Here is a 15,445-nt window from a genome sequence, read left to right on the forward strand (position 1 = left end):
AGCGACAACGGGGGAGGCAGTACCGTACCGGCATCGATCACTGGTACCGTTTCAGACGGTAAGCGCTTGGTATTTGCCCAAATCAACCTGCGCGATGTCAACGGTACAGATCGCTCCTTTTTCTCGGATGGCACCGGCAAATTCGTACTGGACACAAAGGGTCTGCTCTATCCATTGATGCTGCAGGTCACCCGTAACGAAGGCAATCTCTATACGCTGGTGATGGCCAGTGATACGGTGGCGAACATCAATGAAGCCACCACGGCCATCGCGGAATCTGCCTTGAATCTCAACACGGTTGCACAACTGGATAACGTGTTTGCCAGTAAAGTCTACACCCGAATCCATGCCGACCAGATCGCCCTGGCCGAGGCACGCTACCTTACCGCCATGCACGCCAGCATTCCCTTTGCCAAGACGGTTATGACCGTCTCGCCGCGGCTGCAGACCTACGACCCGCAATATGCCGATGCCGCAGGGGATGCCTATGGCCAGGTACTGTCATTGGCGCTGCCCGAAGTCAATCCGCAAAATGGTCAATTATTGGTGCTCAATCGCAAACCAGCCGGCGTCGGCACCATTCAAACACATCTATTGATGTCCCCAGATCATGATCTGGCCACCGCCGGGTTGGATGCAGCCGGCCTGGTCGGACCCGTACCATCCGTTACCGTTCTGGATGCGCTCAACATCCGCAAACTGAAGACCTTTTACAGTTATCGGGCCTTTCTGGACATCAGCCAGACCGGCGGTTATGGCAGCCTGTTTGGCCCTGCGCGCAAGGTGCAAGGTACCGAGCATCTGGCTTTCGTTGATGACGGTACCGGCAAGAAAAACGTTACCTTGATGGTGCAGATCCCGACCACGTTTGACCCGGCCAAACCTTGTATCGTCGCGACTGCATCGGCTGGGTCCGACGGGATCTACAGTGTGGTCGCCACAGCGTCGGAATGGGCCTTACAGCAAGGCTGCGCCGTCGCTGCCTCAGACAAGGGCACAGGTACCGGTGCGCATTTGTTGAATACCGGCCAAGGTTTCAGCATGGATGGCAGGGTCGTTGGTGCAGGGGGCGCCACCAGCAATGTCACTTTTCAGACAGACATGACCGAGCAGACCCGCACGGTTTACAAACAAACCTACCCGCACAGGGTTGCCTTCAAGCATGCCCATTCCAAGCAAAACCCGGAACGTGACTGGGGGCGGAACACGCTGGACGCGATCAAGTTCGCCTTTTACATGCTCAATGAGCAGTACGGAAGCAAAGTGCCTTTTTCCGATCGCCGTACCCGCCCATTTGATGCGGACAATACCCTGGTCATTGCCACCGGCGTTTCCAACGGCGGGGGCGCAGCGCTTGCCGCAGCAGAACAAGACAAACTGGGTCTCATCGATGGCATCGCCGTGGCAGCGCCGCAAGTGCAGGCGGGAGATCTGCAGGGTTTGGCGATTCAACAGGGCAATGTGACCCAGTTCAATATTGGCAAGGGTTTGTTGGATTATGTCACCTACGCCAATCTCTACCAACCTTGCGCCATTTTGGCAGACAGCGTGGCCGATGCCCCTGGCAAGCAGACAATCGATACGGCCACGGCCGCCAACCGATGCACAGCATTGAAACAGCAGGGCATGCTCTCGGCCGACAATACCGGCGCACAGGCTAACGAGGCGCTGCGAAAGTTGCATCAATATGGCTGGCCATCGGACAGCGATGCCTTGCATGCGTCACATTATCTGACGGCCACAGTCGCCATGGCGGTACAGTATGCCAACAGCTATGGCCGTTTCGGGGTTGAGGACAACCTATGTAATTTCAGCTTTGCCTGGGTCGAGCCGACTACAGGCGTGGTCAAACCCATTCCACCGGAAAATACACTGCGAATTGGGGGCATCGCACCAACGGCAGGTATCGAGCTGGTTTACAACATCATCCTGCCTGGCGAAAAAGACCGGCCAGTGCTCGACCCAGTCACCGGCCAACCCGTGATCGACCTCACCACCGGCAAACCCAAAACACTGCCCAATGAATACAACGGCCTACAACACGCGAAAGCCACCTCGCCCACCACCGGCCTGGTGGATTTCAGCTTTGATGGCGCCCTATGCCTCCGCCAGCTTGCCATCAACCAGACGCCGGCTGGGCAGCCCTTGAGCGGTGACATAGCTGAAAAGGCCAAGCGGGTGCAGGATGGCATCAAGGAAATCGCGCTGTCAGGTAATCTGCAAGGCAAGCCTGCGGTCATTGTCCATGGCCGGGCTGATGCACTGATCCCGGTCAACCATAGCGCGCGGGCCTACGTTGGCAAGAACGGTATTGTCGAGGGCGCTACCAGTAAGCTGCGCTATTACGAGGTACGACATGCCCAGCATTTCGATGCCAATCTGAATCCAGCAAACGCCCCTGGTTACGATACACGTTTCATTCCGCTGCAAAGTTACACCAACCAAGCGCTAAATCTGGTCTATCAACACCTGACGAGTGGCACACCCTTGCCGGATAGCCAGCTGATCCGCACCACACCTCGCGGTGGTAGCCCAGGTACCGCACCCGCCATTACCAGCAGCCATGCACCAGTCATCACGCCATCACCTGCGGCTGGTGACCGCATCACTCTGAACGGCAAGACACTGCATGTTCCAGAGTGACATGGTAATGACCCCCGGCTGAACACTCAATGTGTCAGCCGGGAAACCTGCTCCGCCAAACCGGCAGTTGCCGGAAAACCACGTCGCTGCTAACGTTGAGCCTTTCCAGCCCCTCATAGCCCTGCCAGGGCCTTCGTTAAGGCTTCTTTCTGATCAAAGTCGGCGCCAGTCATTTTCGCGGAGTCTGTCATGCACTTATCCCAATTGTTCAATTATCCGATCAAGTCCTGTGGCGCCAATTCGCTGCAAACAGCCGAGGCCACCTTGCGCGGACTGGCATTCGATCGGGAATGGATGCTGGCCGACGATACTGGCAACTTCATCACCGGCCGCAAGTTTCCACAAATGGTTCAACTTCACGTTGAACCAACTGCAACGGGTATTTGCATCACCGCGCCAGACATGGAGCCACTTGAGGTCCATCGCCAGGCCTACACCATGGTGCGCCCAACAGGTGTCTGGAAATATGAATTCGATGCCTACTGGGGTGATGGACAAGCTGATGACTGGTTCAGCTTCTTTCTTGGCATCGAAGCACGCCTGCTGTACATCGGTGAACAATCCAACCGTCAATTACGTATCGATCCGAGCATTCGCTTCTCATTTGCCGACGGCTACCCTTACCTGCTGATTGGTGAAGGCTCACTCAATGACCTGAATAGCCGGCTTGCTCATCCGGTCTCGATCCGTAACTTTCGCCCCAACCTGGTGATCGCCGGTTGCGATCCCTTTGCCGAAGACGGTTGGAAGCGTATCCGTATCGGCGACGTCGAGTTTGAACACATCAAATCCTGTGAGCGCTGTATTTTCACGACCATTGACCCGGACAGCGGGAACATGTCTGATGATCGACAACCGTTGGCAACACTGGCCGAATATCGCAGAACGGATGCCGGGATCATCTTTGGACAGAATCTGGTGGCGCGAACGACTGGCACACTCCGAGTGGGGGATGAAGTGGTCGTGCTGGCGTGAGACTCATTAACCGGTAACGCAATCAAAAAAAGCCTTGCGCATGCAAGGCTTTTTTCCTTCCACAATACATGTCAGGCAAGTCACCTGCTCACTATGTGGCCGATTTACCCAACCCTAGTGCCATCCACCCTGCCAATCCCAATTTCTGCAGTGTCTCCATGTTTCGTTCGAAGATCATCGAAGCATCCGGGAAAGCTTCCACCGCCCGAGCAATGCTGTCCTCACGCAACAGGTGCAAGGTTGGGTACGGTGCACGGTTGGTGTAATTGGTGATGTCATCGGGCTCCGTATCTGCAAACTGAAATTGCGGGTGAAAGCTGGCAATCTGCAGGATACCTTCCAGTTCATTATCGATCACGGCCTGATCTGCCAGATCCAGGCAATCATTAAAGATCTCAAAATCCGGCCACAGGGTAGGATGAATCAACAGCGTAGTGTCGATTTCAGAGGGATCGACTTCCGCCAACAACAGTAATTCACGGTCCAGGTCTTCCAGAAACGCATCCAGATGCCGAGCATGACTGACAACAATACGTACCTGCTTTTTGACATAGACGGATTTGGCGAACGGGCACAAGTTAAGGCCTATGACAGCCTTTTCGAGCCACTGACAGGTGTCAGCGATGATGATATCGTCGGTCATGCAAATTCCTTGCCGGTCGGCATGCTGCGGGTGCGGCATATTCCGCCGGATTTGTCGGCATTATATCGCCAAGCGGTGATGGCATTCAGGGGGGATGGTACAGGTCCCGAACAACCTGATCAGCTTTGCCTCTGATGCATTACGTACGTCAATCCGCATTTAAAGGTGGCAAATACCAGTGTTTCATCCGATGATGAACTAGGCAACCAAACCGACCGGACCGGATTTGCCTGTGGTCACCAATCAGGTGTTTCAAGCAGTGTCTGAAGGATGCATCATGATGTGGGTAGCAATGTGGCGTGGGCAAGGCAGGTTGTGGTGGTTTTGCCTGTTGCTACAATTGACCTTGATTGCCAAGGCTGACGTGGTGCGCTTTCCGGGTGGTGCTGATCCAACTGACAAACGCTGGGAGTATCCAATTGCTGTCTTGCAGCTGGCATTGAACAAAACCAGCCCCATTCCTGGGGCAGATCAGATTGTTCGTGGTGAAGCACGTATACAGCGACGGCGTATTCTTGAAACCGAATCAGGTCAACTGGACGTGGGCCTGGCCATCCCCAGCCCGGACCTTTTAGCCTCAAAGGCCATTTTTATTCCATTTCCGATTCAAAAAGGGCTGCAAGGATGGCGCCTGATTCTGGCCAATAATGAAGTGCAAGGCCAATTGGATCGAGCCTCTACCCTGCATGATCTGAAAACCCTGCGCATGGGCTACAACCCAGGCTGGGGAGACTGGCCGGTCATGCTGCGGGCGGGCTTGCCTGTGGTGGAAATGCGCGAGTACAGCACAATGTTCAACGCACTCTCTATTGGTCGCTTTGACTGGATACCGCGCGGATTGAGCGAAGTGTATGGCGAATTGAACCGCGCCCGACAACAAGGGGTGCGCAATATCAGCGTCAACACACGACTCGCCTTGTTCTTTCCATCAGATTTCTTTTTCATCGTGACACCAAGCAAGCCAGAACTGGCCAAACGTATCGAACACGGCTTGAAATTGGCGCGGGAGAGTGGAGAATTCGATAAGCTGTTCGAACAGCATTTCGGTGAAATCATCAACCAAAGCGAGTTGGACAAGCGAACACTGATCCTGATCGACAACCCCTACCTGCCCAACAGCGTGCCCACAAGCGACAACAAGCTGTGGATGCTGCCGCAGCATACAGCCCCCTAAGGCTTCACGGTTCAGCCCAGATACAAATGGTTATCCCATAACCAACCTGCCTGATTGTTCAGCATGTTGGCCTGTCGTCGCACCAGATCCAGCCGCAACAGTTGGCCCAGTTCATTACTGGCAAAGGCGCCTTTCGCATCAAACGCGATGCCGGATACCTTCGGTACCGGCAAAATATCCACGAACGTACCGTCAACCCGCCAACACGCCAGTTGACCACCAATGGGGCAGCTCAGGACAAAATATCGGGATACCGGGTCATAGGCAATCGAAGCAGCATAGTGTCGCATGGCATCCCATGCGGCTTGTGGTGCGGTGCCCATCCGCATGACTTCACCCGGGCGATGAAACGCGATCAACGGTGTACCCGCTTGCTGGCGGTCACCTTCAAACTGCATCGCAACAGCTACCGTACCATCATCGGCCAATGCCAGATGGCGCAGACTGAGCTGTGGTATCGGTACTGGATAACGAGCCAGCAGTTTGCCACTGCGACTATCGAGATAAGCCAGATTGGAATCGAAACGCCCACGGTTGAGCTTGACCCGCCCGGTTTCCGGTAATGTGGATATCCCACCATTGGCAACAGCCAGCGTGTGGCCATCCGGCATCAACAGGATTTCGTGTGGGCCGATACCATAAGACGGAAACTCGCGCTGGACCTGGAAACTGGCTGTATCCCGCACACTGATCACACCCTGACCGGTATCAATATTGTTTTCGGCAATGAAGACCTGCCTGCCATCCGCCGAAAGGCAAGCATGACCAAAGAAATGTCGATCCTCATCTGCTTCCCAGGTATTCAGCACCTTACCTAGGCCAATATCGACTCGGATCGCCAGTGTGCCGGGCCGACGGGCGATCATCAATATCTGATCCGGGTGACGTGGGTCCAACAATAAAGCATGGCCACGCATGGGTGTCGGTATCAACTGCGGCTCAGTATCCAGTTGATTGGCGACGGCCAAAAAGTGACGTCCATCACGGGTCACAGGTGAAATCAACCGGGAGGCACCAGTATCAGCCCGCGCCAGCATTGGCGCACCCAGCAGGGCTATCGCCGCCGTCAAAAAGGTACGACGATTGCAAGCCGACAGTGGTTGATCAATCGCCATCATTCGCATTGAAGCTGAGATCAACCTGTAATGCATCCGCCAGATCCACCTCTAGCAGGTGTTGCAGTTTGCGCAATGCATCCTGCGCTGCCTTGACACGTTCGGGGGCATCAGCCAGTGCGTGATCAATCGGCATACCGATGGCCGTGACAGCAGCCTGGGTTGCGGCCAGTTGTTCACGCACACGTCTGACCAGTATGGGTTTTTCAATGCCCAGCAAATAGTCATCCAGACCAATACCATGTAAACCGTGACCAAAGAAAACACGGGCAAAACCTGCCAGGTTGGCCTCCAGCAGTCGCGTGGATTCACCACTGCGCCACGCTTCGACCCGATCCAGTGCGACCTCGTCAGTGCTCTTGTCCAACGGCTTCTCCAGCTTGCGAAGCCGCACATAATCGATACCTGCAATCAACAGATTGACCATATCACCCAAGGCCTGAGCCTCATTGGCAAACATGCCATCCTGTAGTTTGCCAGCCTGACCCAATTGGTTGGCAAAGCCGCCATTCGGCGCTTTCCAATCGTGCTGAATGCCCACCGCTTCGCGCTTCACGCCGTCCGCCAATGCCACCAATACCTGACAAGGCCTGCCTTTCAGGTTTCGTGCCACCGCCTGATCCTGGGTCTTCTCGGGGAACAGCAAGTATTCCAACGCTGGCAAACCTTTACCCGCACTGCCAGTCTGGTCGATGCGTTCGGCATCCAACGTGCCACCATCCAGCAACGGTTGAAGTAATTTGGGCCGGGTCGGCCAGCCATCAATCTGGCGGGCGGTACGGCGCTCGATGACCGGGCCGATCTGGAATACTTCCATGGCAGCCCAAGCCCGTGCCGTTTCACGCCATGCCTGACGCACCTGCTGCAGTTTGACAACATCGGGGGCTGGACAAGCTTGTCTTGTCGTCTGCAGTAACCGGATGGCACGATCCGTCAAGGCGGTATGCAGGGATGGCAGCACCGTATCTGCCATCTGACTCAGCAACATTGCCTTGGGTAGCGCCTCGGGCCGTGAAGGCTCTTCATCGGCAGCCCACGTCAGACTCGCCAACAAAGGCAACAACAGCAAGGTCTGCTTGATGCGCATCGTATGTTCCACCTTCCTGACTGGATTAAAGCGAATTCAAGAAGGCCAGCAAGGCTTCGCGATCCACTTTGGGCATGCTGACATAAGCCTGCTGCGCCTTGGTGGCCTCACCACCATGCCACAGAATGGCTTCGCTCAGGTTACGGGCACGGCCATCGTGCAGGTAACGGGTGTGACCATTGACCGATTCGAACAAGCCAATACCCCATAGCGGCGGGGTGCGCCACTCACGGCCGTCTGCCTCAAAATCCGGCCGGTTGTCGGCCAGCCCTTCACCCATGTCATGCAGCAACAGATCGGTAAAGGGACGAATGGTCTGCTTCGACAGCTCCGGCAAGCCTTTGGCCATACCGGTCACATGGGTTGGAACATGGCACGCCGCACACTGTGACTGATGGAACAATTGTTTGCCACGCAGCACTTGAGGTGAATCCACATCACGCCGGGCAGGTACAGCCAGGGTTTGGGTATAGAACACCAGCGACGCCATGTTTTTGTCGTTGATCTCGGGCTTGCCGCCATTTGGGGCCTTCTGGCAATCACGCTGCGCCGGCATACACTCCTCCTTCGGGAAATGACGGGAAGTAATGCCGATATCGCCATTGGCAGCCCCAGCGGTCTGATGTGCAACAGACGGGGTATTGGCTTTCCAGCCAAAACGACCCAGTGCCTTACGCTGCGTGATGGCATTCCATACATAATTGGCACGTCCGGAAACCCCATCACCGTCACGATCCGCCGGGTCGACCCAGGCCAGGATATCCTTTTCCGGAATCGCCTCCAGCAAACCCAAACCGATGACTTGCTGAGCAATACGCGGGCTGAACTGCATGTCATCCCGCATTGGGCCATACCCCAGTTCTGTGAACTTGTAATTGGGCTTCAACAGCGAATACGCTTCACCATCGGCAAATTTCCCTTCCAGCTTCTGGTAGATGATGTCGATCTGGCCTTCGGCTCTCACACCGTCAATCGCCTGATTGTTGAACTGACCGCCATAAATAGGCTCGGGTTTAGGCTCGCCATGTGGGCCTTTGCCGGGCACCGAGAGACGGAACAACAAACCCATCGGCTGTTCGCCGGTTTCCGGCGGCGCGGCACGTCCATCGCTACTATGACAGGCCGTGCAGGAACGGCCAATGAAGTGCGGCCCCAAACCGTCACGTGCCTTGGTACTGGCCGGTGCCTCGACCCACGGCATATTGAAAAAAGCATGGCCAACAGCAAATTGTGCGCGACGATCCAGATTCATATTGGCGGCTGGCAGCGAAAAAGCACGGCGATTGGTTTCGTGTACCGTGGTATCTCCGCCCGACTGCTCCTCATTGGGCTCGGCACGGGTCCAGTCAATGACAGTAGCACCCATAATCAGCGCAATCAAAGCAGACGATGTGGCAATCGCCACGACGACTCGGTTGAAGCGAAAAAACATAAAAGATTCTTACCTTAACTCGTGGCATGTAACATAGACATGCCATTAAAACGCAAACACCACCTGCTGATTGACAGGTGGCGTTATCCGGCCGGCTAAATCAAAACGGCCTGTCAGGCTCTGTTGGCATGGATTCATGGGTCATGAAACCCCATCAACAAAACCTAACCAGGCCCATACCCGGCTGACTGACTTGATGCAACAGCAGGGCAAGCACGCCTACTTCGGTAGATCCACCGACAGCTTCTTGATGCCCAATGCGCGGGACGCTTCCACCAATGTCTGGGTCTGCTTTTTCAGCGCAGCAATCGTCGCAACCACTCGCTTGCGGCCGGCAGCATCTTTCTTGCCGATGATTTCCTGATCGAACGGGGCTTGAATTGCCTCAGCCATCTGTACGCTGGCGCCAAAATCCATCACCAGTTTATCAGCCAGTTGAGGATTCTTATCTGCGACCAGATCCTTGATTGACGGCCCCTTCACCATGCTGCCATCAACACGCTTGTATTCGCCCAGCAACACATTACGAATACCTTGTGCGTTGGTGACGATATCGCGGTGGGTGTTGTCGGAGAAGCAGCTATGCTCGTCTTCCTGATCCTGATTATCCAGCGCCACTTGCATCCGTTCACCCGCCAATTCGGCGCTCGACAGCACAGCCATACCGGTCAATACCTTACGCAGGCTGGCCTCTGGCTTGTCTTTCAGGAATGTACTGCGGTAATTGTCGGCGCCCTCTTTCCATTGGCTGGCCAAGTAATCCAGATCCGCCACGACCTGATCCGTTACCAGCTTCAAATACTGACGACGGCGATCGGCGTTCTTGGCCTGACCATCGACAAAATCGTTGAAACCGCGATCGCCCGGACCTTTCGTGTTGAAATCCTGGCCCCACAACAGAAACTCGATCGCGTGATAACCGGTGGCGACATTGGCCTCGCCGCCTTTGGCATTCAGCTTGATCAATCTGTCGATATTCAGCGCAGATTTAGGGTTATTGATGATGCCACTGTTCGGCTTACCCTTGACGTTATCCACATAGGCCTCGTCCAACGGCCACGAATTCAGGCGACCTTCAATATCTTTCGCATCATCGATCGGACCACCATAAAAACGGAAGACCTCGGTCTGCCCGTAGGGTTCGCGCGCCGCCAACCAAGCCTTGCGGGCAGTGTCCAGACCTGCCTGCGACGGTGCTGCAATAAACGCATCCACCGCCTGTTGCAATTCACGGGCCTTGATCAGAGCATCTTCATAATTGGCCTGAACCAGATTGGCATAGTTAGTGACAACGGCAGCCGTCTCGGTCGCTGCCATAGCAGGTGCACCGGTAAACGCAACAATCAGGCTCATCAGGGGAATCAACTTGCGGGAAGGCAGCATGGGTTTCCTTTGGCGGGTAATGGAGCAACAGGATCAGGATTAGGCTTTGATTTAGAAGATGATAATGATTCTCAAAACATTTAGCAAATATAAGCACATCGCATTACGGCGATGTAAGTCGACCAATCGTGACCAGCCAGTCGCATGCTGCCATTTAGCTGGCAACCTGCTGGATTGGACGAGAAACCTGCCACCCATGTACCGCCATTCAGCTTGAGACGTAAATCAACCAAGCCTGTTCTGGACTTATCGATACCAGTCATCCAACACGGGATTGGATTTGCCTATGGCATAGAATCAAGCGCAATAGCTGGATCAGCCCGACTTCGTCCAGGTGTTCGTGCCCGGTGAAGCCGTGGTGCGTTTGCTGGCCGCTCAGGCCGGGGTTGAGGCTGCCATCCGGGTTGCGGCGCTTGCCCCAGGCGTCGTAACTGAGCCGTTCGGTGAGCTTGCCTTGCGCATTGCTGACGGCGGTGATCGAGCCTAAATGGTCGGTGTGCAGGTAGCGGATGTCCCGCTGGCCGTCCTGCTCCACCACTGCCGCGATGGCTTCGTTCCCCGCGTACACATGGCTGGTGTGCACCACTTTGCCATGGCGCAGGTCTTTTTCGTAATGCGCGCCCAGATCCAGCCGTGGGTTGAGCTGGATCACACTGCCTTGCGGGGTGATGTGTTTCAGCCGGACGTGGTCGAGGTCGTACACATAGCTGTCGGTGTAGCTGCCTTGCTGGATGCTTGTCGGCAGGTTGAACGAGGTCCAGCTGGTGGTGCGGCCGTTGCTGCGCAGTTCGTTGCCGTTGTCATCGTAGCTGAAGGTGGCGTTGACGGTGCCCTGAATGCTGGCCACGGCATGGGGCCGTGTCCCTTGGCCATAGATGTAAATGCCCACGTCGCTTTTGTAGACCAGGTTGCCAAGCTCGTCATAGCGGGCGGTGGTGCTGGGGCCATTGTGGGTCTTGGCTTCGATCAGGCGGTTGGCGCCATCGTAACGGAAGGTTTCGACCAGGCCGGTCACGCCTTCACTGCGCAGTTGCAGGTTGCCCAAGGCGTCATATTGATAGCTGTCGTTCTGCACGGTGGCGGTACCGTCCGGGCCGGTGCCGATCCATTCCAGATCGTCGGTCTGGGCGTTGTAACGGCGTTGCCGGTGCAGGCCGTTGCCGAGCACGGCATGCGGTACCCGCCCCTGCGCGTCGTAATGCAGCGCCTGCCAGTAACGCAGCGCCGGGTGCTGCAGGTCCCGGATTTCGGTCAGGTAGCCGCGGCTGTCATAGTGATGGGTGTAACCGAAGCCGGTCGGGTACACCACTTGGCGGAGGCGGCCCAGTTCGTCATAGCCACGCTGCAGCCGGAAGTGCTCGGTCCCCACCTGGGTATCCACTTCCGTCAGCCGCCCCAACGCGTCATAACGCCAGACGCGGGCCACCCCGGTATCGGCGCTCGCTTGCGACAGCGCCCCCAGGTACGGTTTGCCATTGGGCAACGGGGCACTGTCATAGCCCCAGCGGCTGATCAGATCCGGCTCGCGGCGTTCTAAATAGAATCAGCGCTCCGGCATGATCCAAGTAGGTGATAAATTGTTAAAGAGCATCAACACCAATGCGGCCACAACGAGCGATGAATCCCGTCAAGCCTTGCCGAGCAGCGCAGCATGGGGCGGGACGACGGCAAAAGTTGTTTGAGCGAAGCGAGTTCTTTTGCCGCCGCCCCAGGCGAGCCGCGCAGGGTACCCGCGATCAGCGGGCAAGGCGCACGGGGCGCCTTCTTTTGGGGACTTTTCTTGGCGAAACAAGAAAAGTCTCGCGTCTGCCGGGCGCAACCGGCATCTAATTACAATCTCTCGGTATAAAACACATAAGAATCAATGAGGTCGCCGCCGACATCAATGATTTCTTCTTCACGATACTTCGCAAAATCAATTACTCTGACCCCAATGATCGTCGCCGTCGGCCGCTCGGCCCAGTCATAGCTGTCGCGGCGCAATTCGGTGCCATTGTGGTGGCGCTTGAGATTGCAATCACTTACTAACTCCTGTCAATGCCTTCAATATGATCTGCCTTTTCACCAATAATCAATCCCTCCCCAATCATTTTGTCACCTTCAAAAAATTTAATCTTACTTCCAGTAGTTATTAGGTTCCCATATTCTTCTGGGTACATTAATTCAAGGGTTACCGTATGCTCAAGATTAAAATCAAAACGTATGCCTTCGCTCTCCATTCCAACTATGCATGATGTATGAAACTCTCCAGCAGTAATCTGAGGGTGAAATCCAGACATTGGCGGGGTAAATCTACCACCATTCGCCGCATCAAAAAATACCACTTTAGCAATATACATTATTTCCACCCATAGTCAGAAAACGTGATGAATTGACCGTATCGCATTATGAAATGCTTCACTCTGCGCCCCAGGCTGTACTGTAACCACTCCATTTTTGAAAATGTGTGGATCTATGCTCTTAGAAAAATCGAAATTCTTTAAAGCCTTCTTTTCAATGGTAACTCTCACAACGGCTGATTTGCTGAACTCCAGCCGCCAACAACCTTCACACCTGAAACCTTGCATGAAGAGCCTTCAAAGCCCATTGGTATTAAATGCCATCTACTAATCATCGAATTTTGTTAATTTTCTTAAGAATCCAGCAAATGAATCAGAAATAACATATAAATTATCTGGGCAATCCTTGCCGCACTCCTTCACTAAATCCCAAAAATAGACAGAGCCATAGCTATTTCCTTTTATCGCAAGGCAAATTGCGTCATTTGTTCCGCTGCAACCAATCGGAATGAGATCATTATTTATGCGTTCTCTATAAGCTTTTATATTATAGTCAAGGCAGCTTGATTGAATTTCACGACCAATTCCGTAAAGAACTTGAATGCCACAGTACTCCTCATAAAAACCATCCACTACATACTCGTCTAGCCACGGCAAGCCCCCGTTGAATTTCAATAAGAACTCCTTATAGTCTTCTGGAAGATTCAGATTAAATTCAAGTTCGAGCTTTACGACATCATCTATTTCTATCTTAGGTCCTGGCGATTCAATTTCTTCGTGCATGTTGGCTCCTTGTCTATCAACGGCCAGCAAATCCGCCGTCATGCCCAGTTTTCTCGTGGGCTTCTTTACTTACTAATTGCATTAGTTTTTGGTCTTGATGATTATGCCAAACATAACCTTCTGGCGTTCTCTTATATCCAGCGGCTAGATTTGCTGCCGCTTCGTCATGCTTGCGCATTAAATTGCATATTTTTCTGGCAGTGCTCTATTGCAAATCATAAATGCGAGAGCAATAGCTAGTCCGATTAATGCGCCAGATAGATCAATCGGGGAGGACCAAAGCATATAGTTACGGCAATTCATAACTGCCAACTGTGTTGGGCATGAATAAGCATTTGCAATATGACCAGATATCAATGTGGAAATCACTCCAGATGCATGACCAATCATTGCCCAGTAGGCTATTGACTTTAAACCATTTACTGAAATGGGAAATAGCAATGCCAAGGAGATTATAGTTAAGAAAAATACTGAATAATATATGTTATATATCAGATTATTTGTGATCATTCCTTTTAATAAAAAATAGAAAATTATGCACACGCTCGTTATCACCAGCACCTTGAAGGCTGGATGACTTCCCTTTCTTTTTATAGAGTCAATATCAATCAAGCCAATAGGTTTATATTTATTCACCGCCAATTTAAGACATCCAAAAACAAGCCCAATTAGCCATCCCATGGAAACAAATGGGGCAAAAGCCAAAGTGTGAATGGCGCACTCTGCCATTTGACTTTGACGCGAACACACGCCTCTCCCTGTCATCCAGCCTAACAAAAGAAATGCCGCAATCGAAGCAAGATACCCAATCACACCACTTTTTAATACCAAATACCTTCCATTCATAGTTCTCGTAATAATATTAATCAAAACCACGTATATAACAGTAAAAAATAGGTAATAAATGTGTGCTTCGCCACCCAGCATCTTGAAAGGGAATAGAAGAAAAGGCTCTAAAAGAAGAGCGGAAAGTACAAATACAAGAGAATCATCAAAAACCTTCATTTCGCCTCCTAGATTTATCTTTATACGACAAAATAAATTTACTGCTTAGCAGCTCCGCTTCCCGAACCTTCATTTCCTTGGGAGTTTTTTTCTTTTGACTGCTTGTCCTTTTCAGTCAATTCAGAATGAAGGTTTTTAATTGATCGTCGTAGAATGCCAGGTATCCCTTTCCAGGCAGATGTAGAGATATCCTTGAACGGTCCAATTCCGGATATGACAGCTCTTGTATCCGTAGTGCACGAGAAGAATCCGGCATCTCCTCTTGCCTCCGCTCTCGTAAGGATTGCCTGAGCTTGCTCCGGAGTAACGGTAAAACTAAAAACTGCGGTTTGACTTTGGCTGGTCATTGCATGGTACCTAGCAAAGTCTGGAATACTTACTTTGTGAACGTTATTTTCAAACAGCCCACCTTCAGGTCTTACCTGTATTCCAGTTTCTTTTTCCTGTGCTGCGTAGGAACCACTTGGATCATATAGCGATAGCTTTCTTTCCTTTTCTTGGAAGACAGCCAAAGCAGTGTGGTCAGTCAATGTAACTGATTCCTTTAAATATTTGCTTTGAGTAAAAAGTATAGAAACGGTATCACGGCCATCTCTGTCTACAAACCGATACGGATTGTTATTGGCGTAACCATAGCGGTTAAAGCTGTGCAGCTTCTCAGGCTTAACATCGACCGGGTCCATCGCCAGGAAGCGCCCCGCCACCGCATCGTAGTAGCGTGCCCCAAAGTAATCCAGGCCGGTATCGTCATCGTGGGTCTTGCCGGTGTACCACTCGCGATTCAGGCCACCATCGCCCCCCACCAGCTTTTCACCATAGGGCCGGTAATGGGTGCGCCACAGCAGGTTACCGGTGCCATCGGTGGCGGCCAGCACGCTACCGGCTGGGTCGGTGTGGTACCACTGATATTGGGTCTGGTTGCCGGT

15 protein-coding genes are annotated in these 15,445 nt (G+C 53.2%); 3 read left to right on the forward strand and 12 right to left on the reverse strand.

Annotation, left to right across the window (positions count from 1 at the left end; genetic code table 11):
• A partial coding sequence (locus tag FFS57_RS23085) for a 3-hydroxybutyrate oligomer hydrolase family protein (RefSeq protein ID WP_137940194.1) occupies nucleotides 1–2,643 on the forward strand: 2,643 nt, incomplete at its 5' end.
• A gap of 189 nt (nucleotides 2,644–2,832) precedes the next feature.
• A complete protein-coding gene (locus FFS57_RS23090; protein WP_137940195.1) occupies nucleotides 2,833–3,618 on the forward strand; it encodes an MOSC domain-containing protein in 786 nt (261 codons plus the stop codon).
• Between the two features lie 91 nt (nucleotides 3,619–3,709).
• Here FFS57_RS23090 and FFS57_RS23095 read toward each other — a convergent pair whose 3' ends face one another.
• A complete protein-coding gene (locus FFS57_RS23095) occupies nucleotides 3,710–4,261 on the reverse strand; it encodes a DUF1415 domain-containing protein (protein WP_137940196.1) in 552 nt (183 codons plus the stop codon).
• A 277-nt stretch (nucleotides 4,262–4,538) separates the two neighbouring features.
• Here FFS57_RS23095 and FFS57_RS23100 point away from each other — a divergent pair, with 277 nt between their 5' ends.
• The gene (locus FFS57_RS23100) at nucleotides 4,539–5,435 is read left to right on the forward strand and encodes a transporter substrate-binding domain-containing protein (RefSeq protein ID WP_137940197.1); all 897 of its coding nucleotides are present in this window, start codon (nucleotides 4,539–4,541) and stop codon (nucleotides 5,433–5,435) included.
• A gap of 11 nt (nucleotides 5,436–5,446) precedes the next feature.
• Here the strand turns inward: FFS57_RS23100 and FFS57_RS23105 are convergent, their stop codons facing one another.
• The 11 genes from FFS57_RS23105 to FFS57_RS23150 all read right to left on the reverse strand — a co-directional run.
• Nucleotides 5,447–6,553, reverse strand: a complete 1,107-nt coding sequence (locus tag FFS57_RS23105) for a DUF1513 domain-containing protein (RefSeq protein WP_171014163.1) — start codon at nucleotides 6,551–6,553, stop codon at nucleotides 5,447–5,449.
• On the reverse strand, nucleotides 6,540–7,637 hold the full coding sequence (locus FFS57_RS23110) for an imelysin family protein (RefSeq protein WP_137940199.1): 1,098 nt from the start codon (nucleotides 7,635–7,637) through the stop codon (nucleotides 6,540–6,542). The genes FFS57_RS23105 and FFS57_RS23110 overlap by 14 nt, the downstream gene beginning before the upstream one ends.
• 25 nt (nucleotides 7,638–7,662) lie before the next feature.
• Complete coding sequence (locus FFS57_RS23115) at nucleotides 7,663–9,069, reverse strand: di-heme oxidoreductase family protein (protein WP_137940200.1); 1,407 nt, start codon at nucleotides 9,067–9,069, stop codon at nucleotides 7,663–7,665.
• Nucleotides 9,070–9,288: 219 nt separating this feature from the next.
• A complete protein-coding gene (locus FFS57_RS23120; RefSeq protein ID WP_137940201.1) occupies nucleotides 9,289–10,452 on the reverse strand; it encodes an imelysin family protein in 1,164 nt (387 codons plus the stop codon).
• A gap of 259 nt (nucleotides 10,453–10,711) precedes the next feature.
• Nucleotides 10,712–11,935: an RHS repeat domain-containing protein gene (locus FFS57_RS23125; RefSeq protein WP_171014164.1), complete on the reverse strand. Its 1,224-nt coding sequence runs from the start codon at nucleotides 11,933–11,935 to the stop codon at nucleotides 10,712–10,714.
• 347 nt (nucleotides 11,936–12,282) lie between these two features.
• Complete coding sequence (locus tag FFS57_RS25360; RefSeq protein WP_171014165.1) at nucleotides 12,283–12,435, reverse strand: hypothetical protein; 153 nt, start codon at nucleotides 12,433–12,435, stop codon at nucleotides 12,283–12,285.
• Nucleotides 12,436–12,476: 41 nt separating this feature from the next.
• The gene (locus FFS57_RS23130; protein ID WP_137940203.1) at nucleotides 12,477–12,791 is read right to left on the reverse strand and encodes a hypothetical protein; all 315 of its coding nucleotides are present in this window, start codon (nucleotides 12,789–12,791) and stop codon (nucleotides 12,477–12,479) included.
• 267 nt (nucleotides 12,792–13,058) lie between these two features.
• Nucleotides 13,059–13,556, reverse strand: coding sequence for an SMI1/KNR4 family protein (locus FFS57_RS23135; RefSeq protein WP_137940204.1), 498 nt, complete (start codon nucleotides 13,554–13,556; stop codon nucleotides 13,059–13,061).
• A complete protein-coding gene (locus FFS57_RS23140) occupies nucleotides 13,531–13,692 on the reverse strand; it encodes an HNH endonuclease (RefSeq protein WP_137940205.1) in 162 nt (53 codons plus the stop codon). Before FFS57_RS23140 ends, FFS57_RS23135 begins: the two co-directional genes overlap by 26 nt.
• Nucleotides 13,692–14,519 carry a hypothetical protein gene (locus FFS57_RS23145; RefSeq protein WP_137940206.1) on the reverse strand — a complete coding sequence of 276 codons (828 nt, stop codon included), beginning with the start codon at nucleotides 14,517–14,519 and terminating at the stop codon, nucleotides 13,692–13,694. The genes FFS57_RS23140 and FFS57_RS23145 overlap by 1 nt, the downstream gene beginning before the upstream one ends.
• Before the next feature lie 38 nt (nucleotides 14,520–14,557).
• The coding region (locus tag FFS57_RS23150; RefSeq protein WP_283204927.1) for an RHS repeat-associated core domain-containing protein at nucleotides 14,558–15,445 on the reverse strand (888 nt) is incomplete at its 5' end.

The organism is Chitinivorax sp. B, assembly GCF_005503445.1.
Lineage (GTDB): Bacteria > Pseudomonadota > Gammaproteobacteria > Burkholderiales > SCOH01 > Chitinivorax.